The sequence below is a fragment of the Rhodococcus koreensis genome (genome assembly GCF_900105905.1).
In the GTDB taxonomy this organism is placed as follows: domain Bacteria; phylum Actinomycetota; class Actinomycetes; order Mycobacteriales; family Mycobacteriaceae; genus Rhodococcus_F; species Rhodococcus_F koreensis.
Genome location: NZ_FNSV01000005.1, coordinates 7,301,212 through 7,324,458, shown reverse-complemented (window position 1 = coordinate 7,324,458; position 23,247 = coordinate 7,301,212). Strand labels below are relative to the sequence as shown.

General features: G+C 69.2%; 21 protein-coding genes. 6 read left to right on the top strand and 15 right to left on the bottom strand.

The features are described from left to right. From BLV94_RS37950 to BLV94_RS37905, 10 genes are all read right to left on the bottom strand, one after another. Positions 1-1,314 carry an MFS transporter gene (locus BLV94_RS37950; protein WP_072940320.1) on the bottom strand — a complete coding sequence of 438 codons (1,314 nt, stop codon included), beginning with the start codon at positions 1,312-1,314 and terminating at the stop codon, positions 1-3. 134 nt (positions 1,315-1,448) lie between these two features. Then, a complete protein-coding gene (locus tag BLV94_RS37945; RefSeq protein ID WP_072940317.1) occupies positions 1,449-2,360 on the bottom strand; it encodes a LysR substrate-binding domain-containing protein in 912 nt (303 codons plus the stop codon). A 22-nt stretch (positions 2,361-2,382) separates the two neighbouring features. Next, positions 2,383-3,210 carry a sugar phosphate isomerase/epimerase family protein gene (locus tag BLV94_RS37940; RefSeq protein ID WP_072940314.1) on the bottom strand — a complete coding sequence of 276 codons (828 nt, stop codon included), beginning with the start codon at positions 3,208-3,210 and terminating at the stop codon, positions 2,383-2,385. Next, positions 3,207-4,931, bottom strand: a complete 1,725-nt coding sequence (locus BLV94_RS37935; protein ID WP_072940312.1) for an FAD-dependent oxidoreductase — start codon at positions 4,929-4,931, stop codon at positions 3,207-3,209. Before BLV94_RS37935 ends, BLV94_RS37940 begins: the two co-directional genes overlap by 4 nt. Continuing rightward, entirely contained in the window at positions 4,928-6,019 is a 1,092-nt protein-coding gene (locus tag BLV94_RS37930) for a Gfo/Idh/MocA family protein (protein ID WP_072940309.1), read from the bottom strand. The genes BLV94_RS37935 and BLV94_RS37930 overlap by 4 nt, the downstream gene beginning before the upstream one ends. Further along, entirely contained in the window at positions 6,019-6,816 is a 798-nt protein-coding gene (locus BLV94_RS37925; RefSeq protein ID WP_072940306.1) for an aldo/keto reductase, read from the bottom strand. Before BLV94_RS37925 ends, BLV94_RS37930 begins: the two co-directional genes overlap by 1 nt. After that, a complete protein-coding gene (locus BLV94_RS37920; RefSeq protein ID WP_072940303.1) occupies positions 6,813-8,762 on the bottom strand; it encodes an oxidoreductase in 1,950 nt (649 codons plus the stop codon). The genes BLV94_RS37925 and BLV94_RS37920 overlap by 4 nt, the downstream gene beginning before the upstream one ends. Then, entirely contained in the window at positions 8,759-9,661 is a 903-nt protein-coding gene (locus BLV94_RS37915) for a shikimate dehydrogenase (RefSeq protein ID WP_072940300.1), read from the bottom strand. The genes BLV94_RS37920 and BLV94_RS37915 overlap by 4 nt, the downstream gene beginning before the upstream one ends. A 24-nt stretch (positions 9,662-9,685) precedes the next feature. After that, complete coding sequence (locus BLV94_RS37910; RefSeq protein WP_072940297.1) at positions 9,686-11,050, bottom strand: MFS transporter; 1,365 nt, start codon at positions 11,048-11,050, stop codon at positions 9,686-9,688. A gap of 152 nt (positions 11,051-11,202) precedes the next feature. Beyond that, on the bottom strand, positions 11,203-12,096 hold the full coding sequence (locus BLV94_RS37905; protein WP_072940294.1) for a LysR family transcriptional regulator: 894 nt from the start codon (positions 12,094-12,096) through the stop codon (positions 11,203-11,205). Between the two features lie 134 nt (positions 12,097-12,230). On the opposite strand from BLV94_RS37905, the gene BLV94_RS37900 reads away from it, so the two are divergent. Continuing rightward, positions 12,231-12,923 (top strand): SDR family NAD(P)-dependent oxidoreductase, encoded by a 693-nt coding sequence (locus BLV94_RS37900; RefSeq protein WP_072940292.1) that lies wholly within the window; start codon positions 12,231-12,233, stop codon positions 12,921-12,923. 3 nt (positions 12,924-12,926) lie between these two features. On the opposite strand, the gene BLV94_RS37895 is transcribed toward BLV94_RS37900, so the two are convergent. The 4 genes from BLV94_RS37895 to BLV94_RS37880 form a co-directional block, all read right to left on the bottom strand. Then, complete coding sequence (locus BLV94_RS37895; protein WP_072940289.1) at positions 12,927-13,640, bottom strand: maleylpyruvate isomerase family mycothiol-dependent enzyme; 714 nt, start codon at positions 13,638-13,640, stop codon at positions 12,927-12,929. Positions 13,641-13,651: 11 nt separating this feature from the next. Continuing rightward, positions 13,652-14,479: a fumarylacetoacetate hydrolase family protein gene (locus BLV94_RS37890; RefSeq protein WP_072940285.1), complete on the bottom strand. Its 828-nt coding sequence runs from the start codon at positions 14,477-14,479 to the stop codon at positions 13,652-13,654. 6 nt (positions 14,480-14,485) lie between these two features. After that, a complete protein-coding gene (locus BLV94_RS37885; RefSeq protein ID WP_072940283.1) occupies positions 14,486-15,565 on the bottom strand; it encodes a cupin domain-containing protein in 1,080 nt (359 codons plus the stop codon). A gap of 64 nt (positions 15,566-15,629) precedes the next feature. Next, a complete protein-coding gene (locus tag BLV94_RS37880; protein ID WP_072940280.1) occupies positions 15,630-16,436 on the bottom strand; it encodes an IclR family transcriptional regulator in 807 nt (268 codons plus the stop codon). 48 nt (positions 16,437-16,484) lie between these two features. Here BLV94_RS37880 and BLV94_RS37875 point away from each other — a divergent pair, with 48 nt between their 5' ends. The 3 genes from BLV94_RS37875 (at position 16,485) to BLV94_RS37865 (ending at position 20,045) form a co-directional block, all read left to right on the top strand. Beyond that, complete coding sequence (locus tag BLV94_RS37875; RefSeq protein WP_072940277.1) at positions 16,485-17,714, top strand: MFS transporter; 1,230 nt, start codon at positions 16,485-16,487, stop codon at positions 17,712-17,714. 68 nt (positions 17,715-17,782) lie between these two features. Next, positions 17,783-18,985, top strand: coding sequence for an FAD-dependent monooxygenase (locus BLV94_RS37870; RefSeq protein WP_072940274.1), 1,203 nt, complete (start codon positions 17,783-17,785; stop codon positions 18,983-18,985). A 37-nt stretch (positions 18,986-19,022) separates the two neighbouring features. Next, complete coding sequence (locus BLV94_RS37865) at positions 19,023-20,045, top strand: magnesium transporter CorA family protein (protein ID WP_072940271.1); 1,023 nt, start codon at positions 19,023-19,025, stop codon at positions 20,043-20,045. A 5-nt stretch (positions 20,046-20,050) separates the two neighbouring features. Here the strand turns inward: BLV94_RS37865 and BLV94_RS37860 are convergent, their stop codons facing one another. Then, complete coding sequence (locus tag BLV94_RS37860) at positions 20,051-20,656, bottom strand: TetR/AcrR family transcriptional regulator (protein WP_072940269.1); 606 nt, start codon at positions 20,654-20,656, stop codon at positions 20,051-20,053. Positions 20,657-20,739: 83 nt separating this feature from the next. Between BLV94_RS37860 and BLV94_RS37855 the strand changes: the two genes are divergently transcribed. Together BLV94_RS37855 and BLV94_RS37850 are read left to right on the top strand one after the other, a co-directional pair. Then, positions 20,740-21,675 (top strand): patatin-like phospholipase family protein, encoded by a 936-nt coding sequence (locus BLV94_RS37855; RefSeq protein ID WP_072940266.1) that lies wholly within the window; start codon positions 20,740-20,742, stop codon positions 21,673-21,675. Next, positions 21,672-23,153, top strand: a complete 1,482-nt coding sequence (locus BLV94_RS37850) for a flavin-containing monooxygenase (RefSeq protein WP_072940263.1) — start codon at positions 21,672-21,674, stop codon at positions 23,151-23,153. Before BLV94_RS37855 ends, BLV94_RS37850 begins: the two co-directional genes overlap by 4 nt. Positions 23,154-23,247: the final 94 nt, after the last annotated feature.

The window sequence follows — 23,247 nt, the reverse complement described above, 5'->3', positions numbered from 1 at the left end:
TCAGGCTGCCTCCGTATTTCGTGTGATCTTGTTCGTTTCCGGCAGCATCAGGATCGAGCCCAGGCTGACGACCGCGATCACCACGAAGTACGCGCTGATCGCGACGGAGGTCCCGAAAGCCCCGAACAGCCACGTAGCCAGGAACGGTGCGAGCCCGCCGCCGAGGATGGCGCCGATCTGGTAGCCGAGCGACGCACCGCTGTAACGGATGTGGGCGGGGAAGAGTTCCGCGAACAGTGCCGACTGCGGCCCCGCGGTGGTGCCGAGCACCGCCGCCATCACGATCATCGCGAGCAGCATGACGGGAATCGACGCCGTGTCGATCAGCGGGAAGAACACCGCCGCGACGATCACCAGCGCGATCGAACTCCACGTGTACACGCGGCGCCGGCCGAGGACGTCGGACTTCCAGGCCGACACCGCCATGCCCGCCATCCAGACCGGGCACGCGACGATCAGCAGGGTGAGCATCGTGGCGCGGCTGTAGCCGAGTTCCGTGGTGCCGTACGTCAGGACGTACACCATGAACACGTAGGCGATGCCGTTGGTCGCGATGAACGTGCCCGCCGCGAGCAGCACCGTCCGCCAGTTCTTCGTCAGCACCTCGACGATCGGCATCTTCACGATCGTGTCGCTCTCCTTGGCCTCCGCGAACGCCGGGGACTCGAAGACGCCGAGGCGGATCCACATCGCGACGCCGACGAGCACGGCGCTCATCAGGAACGGCACCCGCCAGCCCCACGTCTGGAACGCGTCGTCGGACAGCAACTGGGTGACGGCGAGGAACACGACGTTCGCCATGATCACTCCGGCCGGAACGCCCATCTGCGGCGCGGCGCCGTACAGTCCGCGCTTGCCTTCCGGGGCGTGTTCGGTGGCCATGAGCACCGCGCCGCCCCATTCGCCGCCGACGCCGATGCCCTGCACGAACCGCAACGCCACCAGCAGGATGGGTGCGGCCACCCCGATGGCCTCGAAGTTCGGGAGCAGTCCGATGCCGACGGTCGCGGCGCCCATCATCGTCAGCGACAGCACCAGCATCGACTTGCGTCCGATGCGGTCACCGAAGTGACCCATGACGACGCCGCCGATGGGGCGGGCGACGAAGCCGACCGCGAAGGTGGCGAAGGCGGCCAGGGTTCCGGCGAACGTCGACGCGCCGGGGAAGAACTGCGGTCCGATCACCAGGGCTGCGGCGGTGCCGTAGATGAAGAAGTCGTACCACTCGATCGCGGTACCGACGAAGCTCGACAGGACTGCCCTGCGTGCTTCCTTGTGAGACACCGGCGGTGTCGCCTCGGTGATTGCCGTCATCGTCTGCCTTCCCGGTTCTGCTGCGCCACACTCATCGCGCTACGGAAAACAATGACCCCACTCACATACGTCTGAAAAGCGGGACTATCCCCACATGAATTGCAGAAAATCCGTGGAAGACACGAAGGCGCAGTTCAGGCCGTGACGAACCGGATGAACGCCCGCGCGACCCGGCTCAGCGTCGTTTCCTGATGCCACGCGACGACGACGGCCACCGACGCCGGTTTCGGTTCGGCGATCGGTTTCACGACGACGGGCAGGCCTTCGTACGTGACGTCCACCCGGGGCCGTTGCAGCAGCAGCGTCCACCCCAGGCCGCGCCCGACGAATGCCCGCGCCGTCTCGAAGTTCGCGGTGCGGTACGCCACCCGGGGCGCGAACCCGGCCTGCCGGCAGACGTCCATCGCATGGTTGGTGCTCGGCGGCGCGTCGAGGAGCACCATCGGGTGCTCCGCGAGATCCGCGAGGCGTACCGGCCCGTCGACGCCCGCCAGCGGATGTTCCGCCCCGAGCACCACCATCGGCTCCCGGGTCATCAGCGGCACGGTCTGCCAGTCCGGGGGCAGGTCGAGGTCGTAGACGATGGCGACGTCCAGTTCGCCGCCCTCGAGCTGCGTCCGCAACCGGTTCTGCGTGTCTTCCCGGAACTCCACCGACGCGCGCGGGTACTCGGTGGTGAACGCGTACAGCATCGACGGCAGGATCGTCGGGCCGAGTGCCGGGTAGCAACCGACGGCGATCGGCCCCGCGACGACCCCGCCCGCACCGGATGCGTCGGCCTGCAATTCCCCCGCCTGCTGCAACAGGGCGCGCGCCCGCGACAGCACCGCCTCCCCCGTCGGGGTCAGCTGCACACCGCGGGCCCGCCGGCGGACGCACAACTGCGCCTTCAGTGCCTTCTCCAGATCCGTCACCGCAGCGGACAACGCCGACTGCGACAGGTGCATCCGCTCGGCCGCACCACTGATCGTCCCGGTCTCCGCCACCGCGACGAACGCCGCCAGCTGGCGCATCGTGTACACGGGGACGTTGTCGGGGCGCGGCATGCAAGAACGGTAGCGCGGACGATCAGCCGCCGGTGGCCGCCGGAACCTGCGCGAGCACCTCCCGGGTGGCGGTGACCAGTCGCGCAAGCCACGCGTCCGTGCCGACGGCCCGCCGGAGCGGCTCGTTGGGGAGTTCGATGCTCACCGGCAGGCCTGCCGGCAACGTCGACCAGATGTCGGCGAGCGGGATACCACCAGCCCCGGGAACGAGGCGCTCCTCGCGCGCCTGACGGATCAGTTCGGCGTCGTCCGTGGGCGCGGGCACCGAGCCGTCGCACATCTGCGCGTAGTGCAGCCACTCCCGCGGGATCGCCGCGAGGTCGGCCGCAGTGGTGCTCGACCGTCCGACGTGCAGGGCGTCCACCAGCACGCTGCGGGCAGGCCCGTCGGCCTGCGACACGATCTCGACCGCGGCGGTCGCGTCGGGCACGGCCGTCCACGGCATGAACTCGAGGCTCGCGACGATGCCGTAGTTCGCGCACAGTTCCGCCAGCCGCGCGTAGGAGTCGGTGAGCCGCGAGCGGTCGCGGTCGTCGCCGCCGACGAGCACGGCCTTCGCGCCGAGCCGTGCGCCCGCCTCGAGCAGAGGAACGTACGACTCCGGAGCGAAATCGGTTCCCAGCCGGATGATTTCGAGGTCGAACACCTCGATCGGCGAGTCGTCGAGACGGCGCACCAGCGCGTCGAGCGCGGCCGGGTCCTCATGCAGCGGGTAGGCGGTGGTGCCGGGTGCGGCGGGCAGCAACCGGATGCCGATCGTGTCGAAACCGTGTTTCTCGGCGAGGTCCACCTGCTCGAGCGGCGCGGTGTCGAGCACCGTGAGCGCGGCAAGGCCGAGTGGGGCGGTCATCGCAGTTCTCCTGTCGTCGAGGCGAGGCGGCGACCGGTGAGGTAGCCGAAGGTCATGGCCGGGCCGAGGTTGATGCCGCCGGACGGGTAGTGACCGCCCATGACGCTGGACTGGTCGACGCCGACGGCGAACAGTCCGCCGATCGGCTGGTCGTCGTCGTTCAGCACCCGGGACGTCGAATCGGTGACCAGGCCCGCGAATGTGCCGAAGCTGCCGGGGACCACCTTGACCGCGTAGAACGGGCCCTCCTCGAGCGGTGCGAGGGCCGGGTTGGGCCAGGGGTTGTCGGCGTCTCCGGACCCGACGGTGAACGGTGTGGTGCCACGGCCGAATTCGGGGTCGACGCCGTCGCGGGCGCCCTCGTTGAACGCCGCGACCGACTTCTCCAGGCCGTCCGGGTCGACGCCGATCTTCTCGGCCAGTTCGCGGACCGTGCGGCCGCGGGTGAGGTAGCCCGACTTCAGGTACGGCCACGTGGGGATCGGCAGCGGCTTGGCCATGCCGAGCGGGAAGTACCGCAGGTACCGCTGGTCGGCGATCAGCCAGGAGCACACCTCCTCGCCGTCGGGCACCTGCTCGACCATCGCGAGCGTGTAGTCGTGGTAGCCGAGCCCCTCGTTGACGAAGCGTCGTCCGTCCGCGAGAACACCGATGGCGCCGGGCTTTCCGCGGTCGAGGATGTGCGGGAACACGCCCTCCTTGCCGTTGCGGTACCGGATGATCGACACCGGGCAGTACGCGACCGGGGAGGCGACCGAGTCGTCGAGTCGGCCGCCCGCGGATTCGCCGAGCGTGATGCCGTCGCCGGTGGTCGTGGACGGGGTCAGCGTCCAGTGCTCGTGTCCGGTGGGGGTGCGGGGGAACAGTTCGCGGCGCCGGTCGACGTCGTGGGAGAAGCCGCCGGTCGCGAGGACGACACCGCGTCGGGCGTGCACGGTGTAGGCGCCGTCCGGGCCCGCCAGCCGGACACCGGTGACTTTGCCCGCGGAGTCGGTGGTCAGTGCGGTGGCCGCCGTGCTCACGCGGATCTCGACGCCGGCGTCGAGCGCCGACCGCAGCAGCCTGCCGACGAGCGCGGTGCCGTTGACGAGTTGCTGCCCGCGACGCTTGGTGGCGAGGTCGAGTAGGTGGGTGGACACCCGTTTCGTGCAGTGGAGAAACGCCTTCGCCGACCGGGTCGAGTGCAGGAACGCCTGCAGGTCGGGGCCGGCCATGATGCCCATGCCGAGGAACGAGGTCTCGTAGAGTTGCCGCCGGAGCAGGGCCGCGACATCGGGTCCGAGTGTCCGCAGGCTCACCGGTTTCGGTCCGACCGAGCGGTGGCCCGTTCCGGCACCGGGTGTGTCGCCGTGGATGTCGGCGATCTTCGCGCCCGGAACGAACTGCAGCGCCGTCTTCTTCTCGAAGAACTCGACCATCTCGGGCGCGCCGTCGAGCAGGGCGTCCACCTTGGCGGCGTCGAAGTTCTCGCCGAGCCGGTGTTCGAGATACGTGCGCGGCGCCGAGCGGTCCTCGTTGACACCGTCCGCGTGCGCGAACAGATTCCGCGGCGTCCACATCCACCCGCCCGACCACGCCGTGGCGCCGCCGCACGTGTCCGCCTTCTCGACGACGAGGACGGACGCTCCCCCGTCGGCGGCGGCGACGGCGGCGGACAGGCCGCCCGCGCCGGAGCCGATGACGACGACGTCGTAGGCCGGGGTGGAAGGGTCGGGGGTCATGCGTTCTCCTTGGTGGTGACGGGGGCCGGGGCGGGCGTGAGGTCGACGACCCGGCCGGTGCGGGACGACTCGTAGACGGCGGCGACGATCGCGAGCGAGGCGCGGGCGTCGCGTCCGGTGACGGCAGGCGCCCGGCCGGTCAGGACGGCGTCCGCGAAGTCCTGCACCTGGAGGGTGTGGAAATCGGCGAGTCCGGCGTTGACCTCGGTGACGTCGAGATTGGCGCGGACGTCAGAGGTGAAGGGCGCCCGGAACTCGGTGTCGCCCGGCACGGTCCAGATCTCGTTGACACCCTCCTGCCCTTCCGGGAATTCGAGAACGCTCGCGACCGCACCGGTCTGTCCGAGCACGGTGACCCGGTTGCCGAGGTTGTGGTTGGCGCCGGTGGTCGCGGTGACGGTGGCGGTGCCGCCCGACGCGAACGACACGACCGCCGACGCGCTGTCCTCGGTCTCGATGTGCTCGCCGTGCGTGTGGGTGCGGATGAAGCCGCTCACCTGGACGGCCTCGCCCATGAACCACTGCAGCATGTCGATCTGGTGCACGGCCTGCGTCATGAGGACACCGCCGCCGTCGGTGTCCCACCGTCCGCGCCACGCGTCGGCGGAGTAGTAGGACGACGGGCGGTGCAGGATCACCGACGCCTCACCGAGTACCGGAACACCGATCCGGCCGTCGTCGATCGCATCCCGGATGCGGCGGGCGGCGGGCCAGAAGCGGCGCTGGAACAGCACCCCGAACGTGATGCCCGCGCGGTCCGCGGCCTCGACCATCCGGTCGGCGGCGGCGACGTCGACGGCGATCGGCTTCTCGCACAGCACGTGGATGCCCGCCTGCGCGGCCGCGACGACAACCTCCTCGTGGACGGGATGAGGCGTGCACACGGTGCACGCGTCGAGCCCGAGGGTGAACAGTTCCGCGACCGACCCGACGGCCCTCGTGATGCCGTGCGCCGCAGCGAATGTCCGGGCCCGTTCCAGGTCGGGGTCGCAGCACCCGACGACCTCGACGCCGGGCACCTGCTGCAAGGCCCGGGCGTGGTTGCCGGCGATCTTGCCGCAGCCGACGATGCCGATTCGTAGTGCCATCAGAAGTGCTCCTCGGTTTCGACGTCCCGGGCGGCGGACTCGCCGCGGTCGAGACGGTTCAGGGCGTCGACGTCCCCGGCCGTGAGCCGGACGTCGAGGGCAGCCAGGTTCTCGGCCTGACGTGCGGGATCGGCCGACCGGACGATCGGGACGACACCCTGCGCGCGATGCCAGGCCAGGACCACCTGCGCGGGCGAGTGGCCGAGGCGTTCGGCGATCGCGGTGACCGCGGGTGCGCCGAGCACGTCGCCGCGGCCGAGCGGACTCCACGACTGCGTGGACACCCCGAGTTCGTCGTTCGCGCGGCGGACGGGCAGCCGGGCGAGCGAGGGGTCCATCTGAATCTGGTTGACGGCCGGGGCCTTTCCGGTCTCGGCGACGACGCGGCGCAGGTGCGTGCCCAGGAAGTTGGAGACGCCCACGTGCCGCACCAGCCCGGCGTCCCGGCAGGCGAGCATCGCCTCGAACGCCGCGACGTATGTGTCGTGGCGTGGCAGCGGCCAGTGGATGAGGAACAGGTCGAGCCGATCGAGCCCGAGACTCTTCAGGCTGCGTTCGACGGCACCGCGGATGTCACCCGACACGTGATCGCTCCCGCGCAGTTTGGTGGTGACGAACAGTTCGTCGCGGGGCAGACCGCACTCCGCGAGGGCGGCGCCCACGGCGTCCTCGTTCCCGTAGATGGCGGCAGTGTCGATCAGCCGGTAGCCCGCCTCGATGCCGGACAGCACGGCCCGGGTGGCGTCCGGACCGGTCAGCGGCCAGGTCCCGAGACCGAGGGGCGGGATCGCCATCATGCGCTGACCACCTCGCGGGCCTCGGCGGCCGCCGTGATCTTCGCGGCGACGTCGGCCGCGGTCACCAGAGCGGTATGGATGGAGCCGCCGTCACCGCTCGCGTCACCGACCGGGTGGACGCCGAGCCGGGGTGCCAGCCCCCTCAGCGCGGCGAGCAGGTCGGCGCGGGGCTCGACGCCGTGCGAGATCAGCAGTTCACCGGGAGCGTCGACCACCCGCTCCTCGCCGCCGGTCGAGATCACCACCCGGTCTTCCTCGATCCGCGTCACGATCGACGACAGATGGGTGGTGAGGTTCTCGCTCGCGGCGAGCCGCGGCAGCAGCACGATCTTTCCGCGCCGGCCGACGTCGTGGGCGATGGTCTCCTGCGGGCCGATCATGACGACCGTCGTGCCGTGCTGGAGCAGGTCGTCGGCGACCGCGGCCGCTTCCCGGTCGGCGCCGAAGATCGTGATCGCCTCGGGGGCAGGGTCACCGGATGCCAGGAACTCCCGGACGTCGCGGACCCTGCGGGTGCCGGCCCCGGGGAGGTCGACCGCGGGTCCGCGGCCGCCGGTCGCGAGCACGATGGCGTCGAAATCCAGGCCGGCCAGTGCGGCGGCGTCGACCCGCGTGCCGGGGTGGCAGGTGACGTCGAGGTCGGTGAGTTCGGCGAGGTACCACTCGACGATCCGCGAATACTCGGGGTACTCGTGGAGCCGGGACGCCAGCGCGAAATCCCCACCGAGGCTGCCGCGTTCGTCGTAGAGGTCCACGCGGTGCCCGGCGAGGGCGAGGTCGCGGGCGGCCGCCATGCCGGACGGTCCGGCCCCGACCACCGCGACGCGCACGGGCACGTCCGCCGGCGTCGACGGCTGCTCGAGTTCGCGGCCCACCCACGGGTTGACCGAGCACGGGACGGGTCCGGCGGCGAGGCTGTCGATGCAGTAGTTGCAGGCGATGCACGGCCGGTACCGGCCGCCGTCCAGCGCGCGGTTCGGGAAGTCGGGGTCGGCGTGCAGCGTGCGGGCCATGCTCACGAAGTCGGCCTGCCCGGATTCGATGATCTGCGCGGCGATCTCGGGTGAGCTGATCCGGCCCGCGACGCCGACCGGGATGTCGAAGTCCCGCGTGTACTGCCGGGAGTAGGGGGCGAGGAGGCCGCGCGGCCACTCACCGGGCTGGATGATCCACTGCCCGGATTCGTAGTTGCCGGCGGAGACGTCGAGGAAGTCGAGGCGGTCGGTGTCGATCGCGTCGATGCGGGCGCGCGTCGTCTCGGCATCGAGTCCGCCGTCGATCGCCTCGAACGCCGAGAACCGCAGTCCGAGAGCGATACCCGGGGCCATGGTGCGGACGGCGTCGATGACGCGGTTGACGAACAGCGTCGGGTCGGCCCACTCGTCGTCGCGGTGGTTGTACGCCGGTGAGAGGAATTGGTGGATGAGGTAGCCGTGCCCGCCGTGCAACGAGATGACGTCGATTCCGGCTTGCTGACAGCGCGCGGCGGCCTCGCCGAAGCATTCGACGATGTGCTCGATGTCGTCGCCGTCGAGTTGCTCGGGCATGTCACCGCCGACCACCGCGCACGGAATCGGTGACGGTGCGACGGGGACGAATCCGCTGACGGCGCCCTGCGCGGTGCGGCCGCCGTGGTTGAGTTCGACACCCACCAGCGCGCCCTGCGCATGGATCGCGTCGGCCAGCTTCGCGATGCCCGGGAGGCGTTCGTCGACGTCGACGCCCATCTGCCGGATGCGGCCCTTGCCGTCGGCGCGCACGTAGCTGGCCTCGGTGAACACGACAGCCGCGCCGCCCGCCGCGCGGCGTTCGAGATACGCGATGTACTCGTCGGTCATCGTGCCGTCGACCTCGCAGTAGTTGCGTTCCATCGGGGCCGACACGAAGCGGTTGCGCAGTCGCACGTTGCCCAGGTCGAGGGGCGCGGCGAACGGGTGCGCGGTCATCGGGACTCCTCCAGGACGGTCGGGGCGGACTGCTCGGCGAGCAGGTCGCCGAGGTGGCGTCGCATGCGGTCGGGGTCGGGGGTGACGCCGGTGAGGAGGGCGAATGTGTCGGCCGCCTGCGCGACGAGCATCTGGCCGCCGTCGAGGACAGCGCAGCCGAGAGCGGATGCCGCCAGAACGAGTTCGGTGCGCAGCGGGCGGTAGACGATGTCGGCGACCCACAGCCCGGGATGGAGCGCGCCGGTGTCGAACGGCGTTCCCGGATATCCGACCATGCCGATCGGGGACGCGTTGACGACGCCGTCGCAGCGCGCCAGGTTCGCTTCGATCGCGTCGAGTCCGATGGTCGTGACCGTCGTCTGCGGGAACGCGGCCTCGAGGCGGGCGCAGACGTCCGCGGCACGGGACGGGTCGACGTCGGCGATCCGCAGGTCCCGCACCCCGGCGGCGGCGAGCGCGTAGGCGACGGCCGAACCGGCACCGCCGGCACCGGCGAGAACGACGCGTCCGAGCGCGGCGTCGGGCAGTCCGCGGCGCAGCGCCGAGAGGAATCCGCTGTGGTCGGTGTTGTGCCCGATCAGGCGGCCGTCGCGGACGACGACGGTGTTGACGGCACCGAGAAGACGTGCGTTGTCGGACAATTCGTCGAGGGACTCGACGATCGCCTGCTTGCACGGGTGGGTGATGTTGAACCCGGTGCAGCCTGCCGCGACGGCACGCCGCAGTGTGTCACCGGACCTGTCGACGGGGATGCCCTCAACGGCGACGTCGATCAGGTCGTAGCGGTAGTCGGGGAGGCCGAGCGCGGCGGCCTCGTGTTCGTGCAGCGCCGGGGACAGGGACGTGGCGATCCCTGCCCCGACGAGGCGGATCCGGTGCCGGGTGGATTCGGGGTGCATGAAGATCTCCTGCAGAGGTGTCGGTCAGGCGTCGTTGCGGACGAGCGCCTGCTCCCGCGTGCCGGCCGTCGTCGCGTCGGGTTCGCCCAACTGCTCGGTGGGGGTGCGGTAGGTCTCGGGACCGGTGAGCGCGGCGGCCGAGGACAGCAGGGCGAAGCCCAGGCACATCCAGGCGACCGGCGTCCAGTTCGCGGTGTCGCCCGCCGACAGCCACTGCGCGATGGCCGGGGTGAAACCGGCGACCAGCAGTCCGAGCATGAGGCTCACGGCCATTCCGGTGTACCGGACCTTGGCAGGGAACTGCTCGGGGAAGTACGCCGGGTACACGCCGTTGGGCATCGCGTAGAACAGGCCGATCAGGACGATGCCGGCCGCGAACACCATGGGCGCACTGCCGGTTCCGATGGCGTGGAAGAACACGAACACCATGCCTGCGGCGCCGACGGCGCCCGTCACGAACACCGGCTTGCGGCCGATCCGGTCGGCGAGGATGCCGAACAGTGGCTGGGTGAGCACCGCGACGAAATTGGCGGTGGCGATCGCCCACAGCATGGTGGAGCGTTCGAGCCCGGCGACCTGCACGGCGTACGCCAGCGCGAAGACGTTGACGATCGTGTTGATCATCGCGAATGTCGCGCTGAGGCTGATGCGGATCACGGTGCGCCAGTGCGAGCGGAACATCTCGACGACGGGAATGCCTGCCGTGTCGTCCTGTTCCTTCAGCTCCTCGAAGACTTCCGGCTCGTCGAGCTTGCGACGCAGCCAGACCGCGACGCCCGTCACGACGATGCTCAGCAGGAACGGCACCCGCCAGCCCCACGAGTAGAGCGCGTCGTCCGGCAGGGCCGCCACGGGAATGAACACCAGACTCGAGATGACGATGCCGAACATGATGCCGCTCATGGTGAAGGAGGTGAAGAATGCGCGGCGACCGTCGGGCGCGTGCTCGAGGGTCAACGCGGAAGATCCGGGAGATTCTCCGCCCGCGGACAGGCCCTGCAGCAACCGCAGGAGCACCAGGATGATGGGCGCGGCCATTCCGATCTGCTCGTACGTGGGAAGGCAGCCGACGACGACCGTCGCGATGCCCATGAGGAGCAGGCAGGCCAGTAGGGAATTCTTGCGGCCGTATCGATCGCCGAGGTGCCCCCACAGCACGGCGCCGAGCGGACGCGCGATGTACGCGACGCCGAGCGTGCCGATCGACAGCAACGTCGCCGTCGCTCCTCCGCCGGGGAAGAAGATCTTCGGGAAGACGAGCGCTGCCGCGGACCCGTAGATGAAGAAGTCGTAGTACTCGAGCGTGCTGCCGAGGAATCCCGAGACGGCGGCCCGGCGGGCGTTCTCGTTCGGTTGTCCCCCGGTGTCGCGTGTAGACGTGCTTGCCATGGTGTTCCTTTCGTCCCAGGATCCGGTGTCGCCGCGAGGCGTTCTTCGGAGGTGACTCACCTCACACGAAGTTCCGGACCGTGACGAGCGTGTCATGGCGGACTATGCGCAGTCCAGCGCAAAAAAAGTCTTAGATATAGATCGAAAACGTCCTAATCGGGAGTCGGCAGGATCTCCTCCGACACCGCGAGCGCCACCCGGAGCGCGTCGGAGACACGACGGGGCGACCAGGCGAGGCCGTGGTTCATGTAAATGGGCTCGCCGGTGAGGGGAACGAACACCGTGCCCGGGGGCGTGATCGCGGCGATGCCCGACGTCATCAGCGCCACGCCGACACCCGTCGCCACCAGCATCAGGATCATGTACGGGTCGGTGATCTCCTGAACGACGCGGGGACGGAACCCCGCATCGACGCAGGCGCGCATCGCCACCTCCTGCAACGCCGAACCGGCCGACAGCGGCGTCGTCACGAACCCGTCCTCGGCGAGGTCGCGCAGGTCGATCTCCGACTCCGACGCGAGCGGGTGATCCGCGGGCAGCACAGCACCGAACGGCTCCCGGCGGATCAGCCGCGTCGACACCGATGCCGTCTCGACGGGAAGCCCGACGAACGCGAGATCGAGTGCACCACTGTCCAGTTGGGTGATGGCGTCGCGGGTCATGATTCGCCCGACGAGGGTGAGTTCGATGTCGGGGTAGCGTTGCCGGAGCGCGCGGGTGAGCGGCGGCAGAGACAGATGGTTGAGCACACCGGTGAAGCCGATCTTGATGCGGCCGTACACACCCCCGGCGGACGCGCGGGTGGCCTGACGCGCGATGTCGACGCTCTCGAGAATGCGGTAGGCGTGTGGCAGGAACGTGTGGCCCGCCGACGTGAGCGCGACGCTGCGGGTGCTCCGCTCGAACAACGGCACGCCGATGTCCTTCTCGAGTTTGCGCACCGTCTGACTCAGCGGCGACTGCGCCATCTGGAGTCGCGCGGCGGCCCGGCCGAAATGCAGTTCTTCGGCGACGGCGACGAACGCCTGCAGCCAGCGAATCTCCATCGGATTCCCTTCGGCGAGTTTGACGAGTGTGGCTCAGCCCATATATTCCAATTCGTACACAGTGCGAAATAGATCATTCCGATTTCGCACATAGAACAAGACTAATGCGCACACAGTCGCGAGGAGAAACCACCATGGTCACGTATCCCGAGGGCGCGACCGCGCTCGTCACCGGCGGCGCGAGCGGAATCGGTGCGGCGTGCGCGAAACGCCTCGCCGGCGCCGGGGTCCGCGTCGTCACCGCGGACGTCGCCGCCGGGGCCGACGAGCGCCTCGACGTCACCGATGCCGACGCCGTCGAGAACCTCGCCGCACGCCTCGGCCGCGTCGACATCCTCGTCAACAGCGCCGGTGTGGTGGGACCGTCGGCGCCACTGGTCGACGTCGAACTCGAGGACTGGCGCCGCACGTTCCGCATCAACGTCGAGGGGACGTTCCTCGTGTGCCGCGCGTTCGTGCCCGCCATGACCGACGCCGGCTGGGGACGGGTCGTGAACATGGCGAGCATCGCGGCCAAGGATGGTAATCCCGGGCAGAGCGCCTACTCGGCGTCCAAGGCAGCGGTGATCGCGTTGACGAAATCGCTCGGCAAGGAGGTCGCGACGACCGGCGTCCTCGCCAATGTGGTCGCCCCGGCGGCGGTGGAGAGCCCGATGAACGCCGGCACCGACCCGGCGATCCTCGCGCGCTCGCAGAGTCTCACCCCGATGGCCCGGATGGGACGGCCCGAGGAGATCGCCGAACTCGTCGCATGGCTGTGCTCGGAGGCGCTCAGTTTCTCGACCGGTGCCGTCTACGACGCCAGCGGTGGCCGGGCGTCGTACTAGCGCTCACAACCAGTGCGGCGGCTCGGGGATGTCCGGGCCGAGCCCGACCGCGCCGCGGCCGGCGGCCCACCGCACCACTGCGGCGAGAGGGCCGGACACCTTGCCGGCGGGTGCCGAATCCGGCTGCACCGCAACCGGTTCACAGCCGTCGACCGTGAGCACGAGGCCCGCGCCGAGGTCCTTGCGACGCCACATGCCGGTGATGTCGGTGAGCAGCGACTCCAGCACGACGTCGGGGAAGTCGCCGAACCGGCCACCGTTCCCCAGGTCCACGGCATGGATCCACACCTCCCGGGTACGCATCCACGCCGTCTCCGACACCGGCACCGTACGGCCCTGCGCGGTCCGCACCTGCGCCTCCCACGCCGAGTCCGGCAGGTTCCGCCACTTCTCGTCCAACCGGGCGACGGTGTGGTCGAACAGGTTCCGCAACGCCGCCGCCGACAGGGTGGCGCCCTCGGCGATCTCCCGCCCCCGCTGCTCCGGCGACGCATACATCGGGGTCTCGATCCCGGTGGCCGCCCACTCCAGCAGCCGGCACAACGCGGCCGCGTTGTAGCCGACGTGCGCCACCAGGTGCGCACGCGACCACCCGGACAGCGCCGTCGGCTCGTGCAGTTGCTCATCGGTCAGCTCGGCAAGACGCTGCGCGAAATACGCCGTGCCGCGGCGCGCGACCAGCAGCCGCTCGGCCAGGGGAAGGTCGTGTAAACCCACTGGGTGCGTCCTTACTTGACGATCGTCTTGTTACGCACCGAACCGAGGCCCTCGATGGTGACCTCGACCGTCTGCCCGTCCTGAATGTAGAGACCGGGCTTGCGGGCGTGCCCGACGCCGCCCGGGGTTCCGGTGATCACCACATCACCCGGCTGCAGCGTCACGATGTGCGAGATGTACTCCACCAGCTTCGCCGGGGTGAACACCAGATCGTCGGTGGTGGTGGTCTGCACGACCTGCCCGTCGAGCTTCGTGACGAGTGCGCCGCCGAACGTGTAGGAGTCGGTGGTCGTCAGGAACGGCCCGAAACCGCTGGTCTTCTCGAACGTCTTGCCCTGATCCCACTGCAGCGTCCGGTACTGGTAGTCGCGCATCGTGTAATCGTTCATCACCGAGTACCCGGCGATATACTGCTCGGCGTCCGACTCGGACACCTGGTATGCCTGCCTGCCGACGACGAACGCCAACTCCCCTTCCCAGTCCAGCTGGGCGGCGGCGTAGGCGGGGACGATCACGTCGTCGTACGGGCCGGTCAGCGCCTCCCGGAACTTCGCGAACAGGGTCGGGAACTCGGGCAGCTCCCGGCCCATCTCCTGGATGTGGTTGGCGTAGTTCAACCCGACGCAGATGATCTTCCCCGGATTCGGGACCACCGGGGCGTAATCGGCGTCGTCGAGATTCACGGTGTCCCCGGACGCGTTCTCCGCGATCGACTTCCAGTCCGGGTCGTTCAACAGCACGGACAGATCCGGGTAGCCGTCGATGACGGTGGCGGCGGTGTCGGAATCGACACGGACGGCGACGGTCGCACCGGCGCGGCGCAGGGTGGCAAGCTTCATGAGATTTCAGGCTCCTTCGGAAATGTACGTGCGATGAAAGTGCAGGCGCTCGACGATGGGGGCGTCGGAGAACGCGAACAGGTCGAACTCGGTGTCGGCCTCGATCGACCACTCCGTCCAGGACGGGACCACCACCATGTCGCCCTTGCCGACGGTGCGGGTCTGCCCGCCGAGGACGAACCGGCCGGACCCCTCGAACACCTGGTAGACGGTCGATCCGACGTCGCGGCGGGGCCTGGTGCGGGCGCCGGCGCGCAGGCGGTGGAACTCGGCCCGGATGGTGGGCATCACGTCGCCGCCGGTGGTCGGGTTGGTGTAACGGACCGCGGCGTGACCGGGTTCGGTGGTCGCCGCGTAGCCCTCGTCCTCCAGCGCCAACTGCTCACGCAGCGCCGCGTCGGTGTGCTCCCACCGGTACGCCGCGATCGGCGACGACGTCTTCGCGTCCAACCCCACCAGCGGTCGCAGTCCCGGATGCGCCCACAACCGCTCCGAGCGGGACACGTCCGGGGTCGAATCGTCGGTGACGTTCTCGGACCCGAATTCGAAGAACCCGGTGTCGGTGTAGTGCACGAACGGGATGTCGAGGCCGTCGATCCAGGCCATCGGCCGATCGGTCTCGTTGTGGTGGCCGTGGAAATGCCAGCCCGGGGTGAGCAGGAAGTCGCCGCGTCGCATCGCGACCGGGTCCCCGTTGACGACCGTCCACACCCCCTCGCCCTCGACGACGAAGCGGAATGCGTTCTGCGCGTGCCGGTGCTCGGGGGCCACCTCCTTCGGGCCCAGGTACTGGATCGCCGCCCACAGCGTCGGCGTCACGTACGGAACCCCGCCCAAACCGGGGTTGGCCAGGGCGATCGCCCGCCGCTCCCCGCCCCGGCCGACCGGCACCAGATCCCCGGCCCGCTGCGCCAACGGGTACAGCGTCGACCACTTCCACACGAACGGCACCGCCCGCGACGTCGGCGTCATCGGCATCAGATCACCGAGCTGAGTCCACAACGGATTCAGGTGTTCGCTCTCGAAATCTTGGTAGAGCTGCTTCAGCTCCGGGTCGTCGTCGACGTGCGGTTCGGTAGCGGTCATGTCATCGACGCTAGGAGTGCCTGCCGCCCCGTCGATACAAAATTCTTGTGTGCAGAATCATCGGTCAGGGTTCGAGGTCCGCGATGTCCACCTCGAGTTCGCGGATCGCGTTCTTGATCTGCGACACCAGCGGGCCCTGCGAGTGCTGACGGAAGCGGGTGATCGGCACGGCCACGGTCAGCGCTCCGACGGCGGTTCGGGCCCGGTTCCGGATGGCGACACCGAATGCGGCGACGCCTTCCTCGGTCTGCTGCACGTTGACGGCGAACCCGACGGCGCGGGCGGCGGACAGTTCCCGGTAGAACTGCTCGAACTCGTCGGCAGGCAGACGGCGGTCGCCCCACTCGCGTTCGTCGTCGGCCAGATCCGCGGGCCGCAGGTACAGCTGCGCGAGGGTGTCCCTCGGTAGCTCCGCCAGCAAAATCCTTCCTCCTGCAGTCAATTCCGCATCGAGGACCTGCCCCTGGCGGTCGCCGACCCGCAAGATTCCCGCCGACTCGGCGGACGACAGGAAGCGGGCCTGGGTGCCGACGCGGATCACGAGGTTGACGGTCTCGCCGCACAGGATCGCGAGCGCCTCCATGTGGGGCCGGCAGAGGTCGTTGAATTCTCGGGTCCACCCCCGCTGTGCCGGGCCGGCCCCCATCGCCGCCCCGGGGTGGTACCGGCGTTTCTCGTCCTGAACGGCGAACCCCCGGTACACCAGCATCGCCATCAGCCGGTGCGCTGTCGACGGTGCGATGCCGAGTTCCTCGGCGGCGTCCTTGATCCGCAGCGCTCCGACGTCGCGCAGAATCTGCAGCAGGCGCAGCGCGTTGTCGACGGACTCCAACATGTACGCCGGCTTCTCGATGGTCTTCTTTTTCTGCACAGCAGAACTTTATTGCACGGGTGCTGTGCGCCGCATCACCCTCGATTCATGCCCCTCACCGCCACCACCGCGGCGCCGACGACGAACCGCGTCGGACTGGACCGCACCGCCACGATCGCCGTCGTCGTCTGCTGGCTCTTCGTGGTCTTCGACGGCTACGACCTCATCGTCTACGGCAACGTCATCCCGAGCCTCCAGAACGAATGGGGCATCAGCGCCGCGACCGCGGGCACTCTCGGCAGTCTCGCGTTCCTCGGGATGATGATCGGCGCCGTGCTCGCGGGCCGCCTCTCCGACGTCGTGGGACGCAAGCGGGCGGTGATCGGCTGCGCGATCGTCCTGTCCGTGTTCACCGCGCTGTGCGCGCTGGCGACCGGACCCGTCATGTTCGGCGCGTTGCGTCTGATCGCCGGGCTCGGCCTGGGCGGCCTGGTTCCGACGTCCAATGCGCTTGCCGCAGAACTGGTCCCCGCGAAGTGGCGCGCCGCGGTGGCCACGATGATGATGTCCGGGGTTCCCATCGGCGGCTCGATCGCTGCACTGCTCGGCATCCCCGTCATCCCGAACTGGGGCTGGCAGCCGATGTTCGCGTTCGCGCTCGTCCCACTGATCCTGCTGGTGCCGATCGCATGGAAGACGCTGCCCGACCACACTGCGGCGGTGACGTCGACGGAGGTGCGGCCGGCCACCGGCTTCAGCGCACTGCTCGGTACCCGATTCCGTTCCGTCAGCATCATGTTCGCGCTCGCCACGATGGTCACCCTGCTCGCCTGGTACGGCCTCGGCACGTGGCTGCCCAAACTCATGCAGGGCGAGGGCACCGACCTCGGCAGCGCGCTCACGTTCGCCCTCGCGCTCAACCTCGGCGCCGTCGCGGGCTCGTTCGTCACCGCCTGGGGCGGCGTCCGGTTCGGCACGATCCCCACCAGCATCGTCGCCGCGCTCCTCGCGGGCCTCGCGCTGCTGTCGTTGCTGACGAGCCCGCCGGTCGCGCTGGTCTACGTCATCTTCGTCCTCGCCGGCGTCGGGACCCACGGAACCCAGTGCCTCGTCATCGCCGCGGTCGCATCCCACTACCCCGATTATCTGCGCGGCACCGCCCTCGGCTGGGCGCTCGGCGTCGGCCGTGTCGGGGCCGTCGCGGCACCGCAGATCGGCGGCTTGCTGCTGGCCGCCGGGCTCGGCGCGGATTCCAACTTCATCCTCTTCGGTGTCAGCGCGCTCGTCGCCGCACTGCTGCTCACCGTGATCTGGCGCCGCTTCCCCTCCCCCACGTGAGTGCCGTCGTGTGCCCCGGCACGCTTTGCCACTCACCTGCCCCGAACGCTCGAAACGAAGGAACTGTCATGTCGAACCTGCAGGACGCACGCATCATCATCGCCGGAGGCGGGATCGGCGGCGCGGCCAACGCCCTCGCCCTCGCCAGGAAGGGCGCCAACGTCACCCTGTTCGAACGGGCCAACGAATTCGGCGAGGTCGGTGCCGGACTGCAGGTCGGGCCGCACGGCGCCCGCATCCTCGCCTCCTGGGGCGTGCTCGACGACGTTCTCTCCCGGGCCTTCCTGCCGAAGAACATCGTGTTCCGCGACGCGATCACCGCGGAGGTGCTCACCAAGATCGACCTCGGAGCGGAGTTCCGGGCCCGCTACGGCGGACCGTACTTCGTGACCCACCGCAGCGACCTGCACGCGACGCTCGTCGACGCCGCGCGGGCGGCGGGCGCCGAACTGCACACGGGCGTCACCGTCTCCGACGTGGTCACCGACGGCGACCGGGTGCACGTGAGCACCGACGACGGCCGCACCCACGAGGCCGACATCGCCCTCGGCATGGACGGCCTCAAATCCCGCCTGCGGGCGAAGATCTCGGACGACGAACCGGTGTCGTCCGGCTACGCCGCCTACCGCGGCACCACGCCGTACGACGAGGTCGACCTCGACGAGGACATCGAGGACGTGGTCGGGTACATCGGACCGGGATGCCACTTCATCCAGTACCCGCTGCGCGGCGGGCAGATGCTCAACCAGGTCGCGGTGTTCGAATCGCCCGGCTACAAGAACGGGGTCGAGAACTGGGGCGGCCCCGAGGAACTCGAGCAGGCCTATGCGCACTGCCACGAGAACGTCCGCCGCGGTATCGACTACCTGTGGAAGGACCGCTGGTGGCCGATGTACGACCGGGAGCCCATCGAGAACTGGGTGGACGGGCGGATGATCCTGCTCGGCGACGCCGCGCACCCCCCGCTGCAGTACCTGGCGTCGGGAGCGGTGATGGCGATCGAGGACGCGAAGTGCCTGGCCGACTATGCCGACGAGGACTTCTCCGCCGGTGGTGGCAACTCCGCGTGGCCGCAGATCCTGAAGGAGGTCAACACCGAACGCGCACCGCGCTGCAATCGCATCCTCACCACCGGACGCATGTGGGGCGAGTTGTGGCACCTCGGCGGCACCGCCCGCATCGCACGCAACGAACTGTTCCGCTCCCGGGACACGTCGAGCTACAAGTACACCGACTGGCTGTGGGGTTACTCGTCCGATCGCACGTCATAATCACCTCCCCGCCCGGAGGGTTCGGCAGACTGGGTGAGTGACCCTCAACCTGGTGAGAACCCGTGTGTGGCGTGATGGCGAGTGCGTGGGCAAGGATTTTCCGCTTGCCGACGTGTCCGAGAAGGTGCGGGACGAGAACGCGCTCGTGTGGGTCGATCTGTGCGACCCCGACCACGAGTGCCTGACCGAGCTGGCGAACGAATTGCTCCTCGATCCGAACGCCATCGAGGATGCCGTCGCCCGCGGTGAGCGACCGAAGGCGACGCGTTACGCCGGCCACGCATTCGTGACCGCGTACGCAACCTGGTTCGACGCCGACGACGTCAGCACGCTGGGCGTCCTCGACTCACGGCTTCGGCTCAGCCGCGTCTCGGCGTTCGTGCTGTCGAACGGGATCATCACGGTGCGGCGGGACGACCGGTTCGACATGTCGCAGGTGGTGGAGCGCTGGGAGGAGGACCCCGCGCTGCTCACACCGGGTTCGGGTGCACTCGCGCTCCTGCACGGCCTGCTCGACGCCGTCGTGGACGGCCAGTTCGAGACGATCGAGACGATCGACGACGCGATCGAAGCGCTCGAGGAGGGACTGTTCGACGAGTCCGCGCGGACCAAGGAGATTCAGCAGCGCACGTACCGGTTGCGTAAGGAACTGGTGCAACTGCGTCGCGTCGTGCTGCCGATGCGGGAGGTGGTGGGCGCCGTCATCCGGGGGCGTGCCGAATCCGAACACGATCGGTCGCCGGTTCTCGACAGCTTGTACACCGACCTCTACGACCATGTGACGCGTGCGGCCGAGTGGACGGAGTCGTTGCGTGACATGGTGGTGACCGTGTTCGAGACGAATCTGTCGCTGCAGGACGCCCGGCTCAACACCGTCATGAAGAAGCTCACCGGCTGGGCGGCCATCATCGCGGTCCCCACCGCGGTGACGGGGTGGTTCGGTCAGAACGTCCTGTTCCCTGGGGTCGGGCAGGTGTCGGGGACGATCGTCAGCACCGTCGTGATCGTGACGTCCGCGAGCCTGCTGTATGTCTTGTTCCGACGGCGCGACTGGCTCTGACGGATCTAGAGTTCGCTCGGCTGCGACACGGCCAGCAGCACCCGGAGGTTGTCGGTGACCACCCTGGCCGAGATGGTGGGATCGATGGCGCGCTGAATGCCCAGTCCGACACCGAGACTGAGGATGCTGCTGGCCGCGTCCTGCGCGGGCACGGGCAGGACGACCCCGAGTGAGTCGGTGAACGATTTCAGCAGCGTGACCGTGATCTCCCGCGCGACACCGAGGGTGGCGGTGAGGGCGTCGCGGAGTTCGGGGTCGTGACGGGACAGCACGATGAGTTCGAATTCCAGCATGGTCCATCCGACGTCGCCGAGCGTCTTCTCCGCCCAGGCCTGGAACGCCTCGAGTCGCTCCTCCATCGTCTCGCCGCCGCCGAGCGCCTCCGCGATCTCCTGCCCCTTGGTGGCGTGGATGAGCCCGAGCACCTCGAGGCACAGTTCCTTCTTGTTCTTGAAGTTGGAGTACACCGCGCCCTTGGAGTAGCCGGCCTCGTCGGCGACTTTCTCGAGTGAGGTGGCCGCGTACCCGTCGGCGAGGAAGAGGTCGCGCGCGGTCGCGACGAGATGCGCCCGCGTCCGCGCCTGACTCTCCGACCTGGTCAATCGCGCCATGCTCACCCTTTCTCCGAAGCCCCTGCGAGAATATTCTACTTTTCATATACCGCCGGTATCTGGTTTCTGATAGCTTTCTAGGTATGACTTCGAGTGACACACAAATCAGCCGCGGGCTGGTGCTCGGTTGCGGCGGCACGCTCGGCGCAGCCTGGACGGTGGCGGCCCTGGTCGCCGTGAGCGACGCCCTGGGATGGGATCCACGCGACGCCGACGTGCTCGTGGGCACGTCCGCGGGCGCCGAACTCGTCACCATGCTGGGCGGCGGGGCCTGCGTCGACGAACTGCTCGCGATGCAACTCGGTGGGGCCTCGCATCCGGCGCTCGACCGGCATCTCGCCGCCGCACCGGGACGGTTCCCGCCGCTCCCGGCGCCGGGCCTCGGTTCGCCCGGCCTGCTGCGCCGCGGACTGCCGCCCGTCACCGCCGCGAGCGGACTCCTTCCCCGCGGCCGCGGCGACACCGCCTGGCTCGACCGGCTCGCACAGCGGTTCACGGGCGCGCCCGGCTGGGTTCGCCACCCGGCGACATGGCTGGTGAGCATGGACTACGACACGGGCGAACGCGTCGCATTCGGCTCACCCGGCGCACCGGCCGCGACCCTGTCCGAAGCGCTGCGGGCGTCGTGGGCGATTCCCGGCTGGTTTCCCCCGGTCCCCATCGGGCCCCGCCGGTTCGTCGACGGCGGGGCGGCGTCCACCGCATCCGCCGACCTCGCGCTCCCCCTCGCACTCGACGAGGTGATCGTGCTGGCACCGATGGCATCGACCGGCCGCATCCCCGGCCGCCGGGCGGCCCGCATCGAACGCCGGATGCTGCGGAACTGGATGAGTGCGGGCCTGGACGCCGAAGTCGCGAGGCTGGAGGCGGCCGGTACGCGGGTGCTCCGGCTCGACGCGACCGCCGAGGACCTCGCCGTCATGGGCCCGAACTTCATGGACGGCCGGCGCCGGCTCGCCACCCTCGAACATTCCCTCGTCACCACCCGAGCCCAGCTCGCGAACGGAGTCCGCGCATGAACCACTACGACATCCTCATCGTCGGTGCCGGGATCTCCGGCATCGGGGCCGCCATCCGCCTGAAGCAGAGCGGGATCGACAACTTCGCCGTTCTCGAGAAGGGGGACGCGCTGGGCGGGACGTGGCGCGACAACACCTACCCGGGCTGCGCGTGCGACGTCCCCTCGGCCCTGTACTCCTATTCGTTCGCACCGAACCGGGAGTGGTCGCGGTTGTTCGCCGGGCAGGAGGAGATCCGCCGGTACATCGAGCGCACCGCCACCGATCACGGGGTACCCGCCCACGTGAAGTTCGGAACCGAGATGCAGCGCGCCGAGTGGAGCGAGCAGACGAGGCGCTGGACGGTGGACACGTCCGCGGGCACGTTCACCGCGAACGCCGTCATCGCCGCCGCCGGGCCGTGGAACGAACCGCTCGTTCCCGCGATTCCCGGTCTCGACACATTCACCGGCGAGGTCTTCCATTCCTCCCGCTGGAATCACGACTACGACCTCGCAGGCAAACGCGTGGCGGTCGTCGGAACCGGTGCGTCCGCGGTGCAATTCGTCCCGGCCATCCAGCCGAAGGTCGGGGAACTCCATCTGTATCAGCGGACCGCGCAATGGGTGCTGCCGAAACCCGACCACTCCCTGCCCGGCGTCGAGCGCACGATCCTGCGCCGCGTACCGGGCGCGATCCGCGCGTTGCGACGCCTCGAGTACGCGATCATGGAATCTCTCGGGCTCGGCTTCCGGCACCCGTGGATCCTGCGGGTGATCCAGCAGGTCGGCAAGGCGCAACTGCGTACCCAGGTGCGGGATCCGAAGCTGCGCAAGGCGTTGACGCCCGACTACACGCTCGGATGCAAGCGGCTGCTGCTGTCCAACACGTACTACCCCGCACTCACCCGCCCCAACGTCGAGGTGCACGCCACCGCCGTGCAGTCGGTGCGCGGCAACGTCGTCGTCGGCAGCGACGGCGCCGAACGGGAAGTGGACGCCATCATCTTCGGCACCGGCTTCCACATCCTCGACATGCCCATCGGGTCCAAGGTGTTCGACGGCGAGGGCCGCAGCCTCGACGACCACTGGAAGGGCAGCCCGCAGGCGTACCTCGGCACGACCGTCGCGGGCTTCCCCAATGCGTTCGTCCTCCTCGGACCGGCCCTGGGCACCGGCCACACGTCGGCGTTCATGATCCTCGAGGCACAACTCGAATACCTGATCCAGGCCGTCACCGCGGCCCGAAGCAACGGATGGACCAGGATGGAACCGCGCCGGGACGTGCAGGACGCGTTCAACGCCCAGGTCCAGGAAGCCCTGGCCACCACCGTCTACAACGCCGGTGGCTGCCAGAGCTACTTCCTCGACGTCAACGGCCGCAACAGCTTCAACTGGCCGTGGTCGACCGACCGCATGCGGCAGCGACTCGGCCGGTTCGACGAGGCGGCGTACGACGTGTCGCGTGAGCCGGCGACGGCTACAGCGACTTCGCGATAATTCCCTTCATCACCTCGTTGTCGCCCGCATCGATCTTCTGCACGCGGGCGTCGTCACCTGACGTGAGTGGCAAAGCGTGTGCGGGCACGCTTTG